Below are 4,167 nucleotides of genomic sequence, written 5' to 3'. Positions count from 1 at the left end.
CTGACCCGCCGCACCGGCCGCGTCCTCCTGGCCGGTGACTACCTCGGCACCCTCTACACCGAAACCGCCATCCAGACCGGCCTGTCCGCCGCCCACGAGGTCCGCAGCCTGCTGGCCACCCACCGGCAGACCGCCCGACGCGACCTGACGCCGTTGCGGAGCGCGTCGTAGGTCCGCACGTCCGGAGCGCTGCCGGCTCCCCCACCCCTGTTTCAGACGAACTCTGCTTCACACGAACTCTGCTTCACATGGACTTTGAGGAGACTCCAGAATGTCGGCACAGCTCAGCGGTGTCCTGACCGCACTCGCCTCCCCCTTCGCGGCGGACGGGCAGCTCGACGAGAAGACTCTGCGCCGCCTGGTCGACCGCAGCATCGACGGCGGGGTCGACGGCGTCGTCGCCTGCGGCTCCACCGGCGAGTTCGCGGCGATGACCGGAGCGGAACGGCGCCAGGTCGTCGAGACCGTCGTCGACCAGGCCGCCGGCCGTGTCCCCGTCGTCGCGCAGACCGGTGCGCTGAGCACCCGGGAAGCCGTCGAACTGTCCCGGCACGCGCAGGACGCCGGAGCCTCGGTGCTGATGGTGGTCACCCCGTACTACGAGCCGCTCACCCTCGACGAGACGCTGCGCTACCTGCGCACCGTCGCCGACGCCGTGGACATCCCGATCATGCTCTACAACCTGCCGGGGGCCACCGGTGTCAACCTCTCGCCGAAGACCGTCGGCCGGCTCGCCCGTGAGGTCGAGAACATCCAGTACATCAAGGACACCAGCGCGGACATGGCCCAGGCCGGGCGGCTGATCCACAACCACGGCGATGTCATCTCCACGTTCGTCGGCTGGGACAGCCTCCTCCTGCAGGCGATCTCCGAGGGCGCCGCAGGTGTCATGGCCGGGACCGCGAACGTCATGCCGGCCGAACTCGTCTCCATCCACCGCGCGTTGCGCGAGGGCGACCTCGACCGTGCGCGCGCCGAATGGGCGCGGATCTACCCGCTGATGGACGCGATCATGTCCGCCCCGTTCATTCCGGCGGTCAAGGCCGCCCTGAACGCGGCCGGCTTCCCCGTCGGCGAGCCCCGTGAGCCCGTACTCGCCCTCGACGCCGCCACGACGGCCGGGATCGCCTCCCTCGTCGAGGCGCTGCCCCGGCTGTCGGCCGCGCGCTGACGAACGGCACGGCAACCCCCGCCTCCAGGTGTTCGACACGACCTCTTCCAAGGAGCCACCGACCATGACCACTGCCGCCGACCTCACGACGACCACCGTTCGCCGCGCAGCCGACGCACCGTCCCCGATCAGCGGGACCGACCTTCCCCCGGCCCGGCATTTCATCGACGGGACCTTCGTCGAGGCGTCGTCCGACGGCGTCATCGACGTGGTCGACCCGTGTACGGAGAAGGTCGTCGCCCGCATTCCGGAGGGAACCGCGCAGGACGTCGACCGGGCGGTGGCCGCCGCGGTGGCGGCCAAGGGCCGCTGGGCCCGGCTGCTGCCCAGGGAGCGCTCCGAGGTGCTGCACGCCATCGCCGACCGACTGGCCGACAGCACCGAGCTGCTGAGCCGGCTGGAGTCGGCGAACACCGGCAAGCCGCTCGCGGTGTCGACGGACGACGTCGGCCAGGCCGTCGACACCTTCCGGTTCATGGCCGGCGCGGTGCGCGCGACCACCTCGCTGGCCGCCGGCGACTACGCCGAGAACCATCTGTCGGTCATGCTGCGCGAACCGCTCGGCGTGATCGGCGTGGTCACCCCGTGGAACTACCCCCTGCTCATGGCGGCCTGGAAGATCGCCCCGATCCTCGCCGCCGGCAACACCCTGGTCCTCAAGCCGTCCGAGCAGACCCCGCTGACCACCCTGAAGTTCGCCGAACTCGTCGCCGATCTCCTGCCGGCCGGTGTGCTGAACGTGGTGAACGGCTACGGCGCGACCGTCGGCGCCCGGCTCGCCGAGCACCCGGACGTGAACATGATCGCCCTGACGGGTTCGGTCAACAGTGGTCGTGCCGTCGCCCGGGCCGCCGCGGACAGCCTCAAGCGGGTGCACCTCGAACTCGGCGGCAAGGCCCCGGTGGTGATCTTCCCGGACGCCGATCTCAAGGCGGCCGCGTCGGCGCTGCGCGTCGCCGGTTTCTGGAACTCGGGCCAGGAGTGCGGGGCCGCCTGCCGCGTCCTCGTCCATGAGTCGGTCGCCGACGCGTTCGTCGAGCAACTCGTCACCGAGGTACGGGCGTTGGTCGTCGGCGAGCCTGCCGCCGGGGAGGACGTCGAGGTCGGCCCGATGGTCTCCAAGGCCCACTTCGACCGGGTCACGGGGTACCTGGAGCGGGCGAAGGAGGAGGGCGTGCGGGTGGCGATCGGAGGCGGGGCGCTCGACGGGCCCGGCTACTTCGTCGCCCCGACCGTCCTGGTCGACGTCCCCGAGGGGGCCGAGGCCGCCCGCGAGGAGATCTTCGGCCCGGTGATCACGGTCGAGACCTTCACCGACGAGGACGAAGCCGTACGGCGCGCCAACGACGTCCCCCTCGGCCTCTCGGCGTCGGTGTGGACCGAGAACGCCCGCCGCAGCCACGACATCGCGGCGCGCCTCGACTTCGGGACCGTCTGGGTCAACTCCCATCTCGTGCTGGCCAGTGAGGTCCCCTGGGGCGGGTTCAAGGGTTCCGGCTACGGCCGCGACCTGTCGATCTACGCCCTGGACGACTACTCGCGCACCAAGCACGTCATGCACAACCACGGGCGCTGAGCATCCCGCTGCGCAACCGTATCGTCAGCACGTCCCACGAGCCCGCGTACAGCGAGGACGGCCTTCCCAGGGACCGCTACCGCGCCTACCACGGCGGTTTTGCGTTGACCGTGATCGGCGGCAGCGCCTGGTCAGCCGGGACACCTCGCCCGCGTTCGGCAACGTGGCGGAGATGGGGACCGACGCGTCCAGGAGTTCTACGACGAACTGCTGGGCGCGTCGGCCAACCTCGGGCAGGGCTCGTTCCAACTGTTCCGCTCTGCCGAGCGATCCGAGCCGGTGGTGCCGGGCGCGAGGTGATCGCCGGGCTCCGCGCCGGCGAAGTCCTCGAGTCCTGGGCGTGCCCAGCAGCGCTCCGATGGACGCACCTCCTGCCGAATTGCCCGTGACCGTCACGTTGGCCGGGTCACCGCCGAAGGCGGGGAAGGGTTCCGCCTCCCTCACCACCAGTCCACGACCGGCCGCAGAAACGTGAAGTCGTCCCATTCGAGCTTGCGTTCCAGAGCCACCCATACGAGAGCCGCGGCGACGTGGCCGACGAGGACGGGCGAGACTTGAGCCAAGCGCTCACCTGGGAGGCGGTGCGATCTTGAGTCGGATTCTGGTGACCGGTTCCGCGGACGGTCTTGGACGTGCCGCGGCGGATGCGCTCTTGTCCGCGGGCCACGATGTCGTGGTGCACGCCCGGAACCGGCGGCGCGCGGCGGCCCTCGACGCGTTGGTCGGCCGCGGTGCCCACCTCGTGGTGGGTGACTTCGCGGAGCGCGACGCCGTACGACACCTGGCGGCCGAGCTGAACGACGCGGAGCCGCTCGATGCGGTCATCCACAACGCCGGTGTGTGGAGCGGGCCGGCGGTCATGCCGGTCAACATCATCGCGCCGTATCTGCTCACGGCCCTTCTGCCCTCGCCACACCGGCTGGTGTACCTGAGCAGCGGCTCGCACTTCAGTGGCCGTCCCTCACTCAGCGGGATCGACTGGTGGGGAAAGAGCGCGGGGTCGTACGCCGACAGCAAACTGTTCGTCACCACGCTCGCGGCCGCGGTGGCCCGCCTGCGCCCCGGCGTGCTGAGCAATGCCGTGGACCCGGGCTGGGTGCCGACCAGAATGGGCGGACCGAGCGCACCGGACGATCTGGAGCTCGGTCATCGGACTCAGGAGTGGCTCGTGTCGAGCGACGAGCCTCAGGCACTGACCACGGGCGGTTACTGGTATCACCGTCGGCTACGGGAACCGCATCGCAGCGTCCACGACGAGGCGTTCCAGGTCCGCCTCCTGGAAACACTGGCGGAGGAGACGGGCACAGCCCTGCAGGGCCTGTAGCCCCGAGATGCGCCTGCCGCCCTGGAGGCGAGCGGCGGGCGGCGGGCGGCGGGCGGCGGGCGGCGGGCGGCGGGCGGCGGGCGGCGGGCGGCGGGC

The 4,167-nt window shown here is 71.0% G+C and carries 4 protein-coding genes and 1 pseudogene; 3 read left to right on the top strand and 2 right to left on the bottom strand.

The genetic code is table 11. The annotated features are described in order from the left end of the window. Window positions 1–271 precede the first annotated feature (271 nt). Together dapA and ABZ464_RS51890 are read left to right on the top strand one after the other, a co-directional pair. Window positions 272–1,171 (top strand): 4-hydroxy-tetrahydrodipicolinate synthase, encoded by a 900-nt coding sequence (gene dapA / locus ABZ464_RS51895; protein ID WP_359290011.1) that lies wholly within the window; start codon window positions 272–274, stop codon window positions 1,169–1,171. A 64-nt stretch (window positions 1,172–1,235) separates the two neighbouring features. Then, window positions 1,236–2,747 (top strand): aminobutyraldehyde dehydrogenase, encoded by a 1,512-nt coding sequence (locus ABZ464_RS51890; RefSeq protein WP_359290009.1) that lies wholly within the window; start codon window positions 1,236–1,238, stop codon window positions 2,745–2,747. Between the two features lie 312 nt (window positions 2,748–3,059). Here ABZ464_RS51890 and ABZ464_RS51885 read toward each other — a convergent pair. Both ABZ464_RS51885 and ABZ464_RS51880 read right to left on the bottom strand, forming a co-directional pair. Continuing rightward, window positions 3,060–3,167, bottom strand: a pseudogene (locus tag ABZ464_RS51885) (carboxylesterase family protein); the annotation flags it as partial. A gap of 20 nt (window positions 3,168–3,187) precedes the next feature. Next, the gene (locus tag ABZ464_RS51880) at window positions 3,188–3,310 is read right to left on the bottom strand and encodes a hypothetical protein (protein ID WP_359290007.1); all 123 of its coding nucleotides are present in this window, start codon (window positions 3,308–3,310) and stop codon (window positions 3,188–3,190) included. Between the two features lie 26 nt (window positions 3,311–3,336). Here ABZ464_RS51880 and ABZ464_RS51875 point away from each other — a divergent pair, with 26 nt between their 5' ends. Beyond that, window positions 3,337–4,071, top strand: coding sequence for an SDR family NAD(P)-dependent oxidoreductase (locus tag ABZ464_RS51875; RefSeq protein ID WP_359290005.1), 735 nt, complete (start codon window positions 3,337–3,339; stop codon window positions 4,069–4,071). Window positions 4,072–4,167 lie beyond the last annotated feature (96 nt).

Origin of the sequence: Streptomyces sp. NPDC005820 (assembly GCF_040630255.1) — a bacterium.
Classification (GTDB): Bacteria; Actinomycetota; Actinomycetes; order Streptomycetales; family Streptomycetaceae; genus Streptomyces.
This window is presented reverse-complemented; position numbering and strand designations above follow the sequence as displayed.

Coding starts and splice junctions, on each gene's coding strand:
- dapA (WP_359290011.1), top strand. CDS start 272: ATGTCGGCACAGCTCAGCGGTGTCCTGACCGCACTCGCCTCCCCCTTC.
- ABZ464_RS51890 (WP_359290009.1), top strand. CDS start 1,236: ATGACCACTGCCGCCGACCTCACGACGACCACCGTTCGCCGCGCAGCC.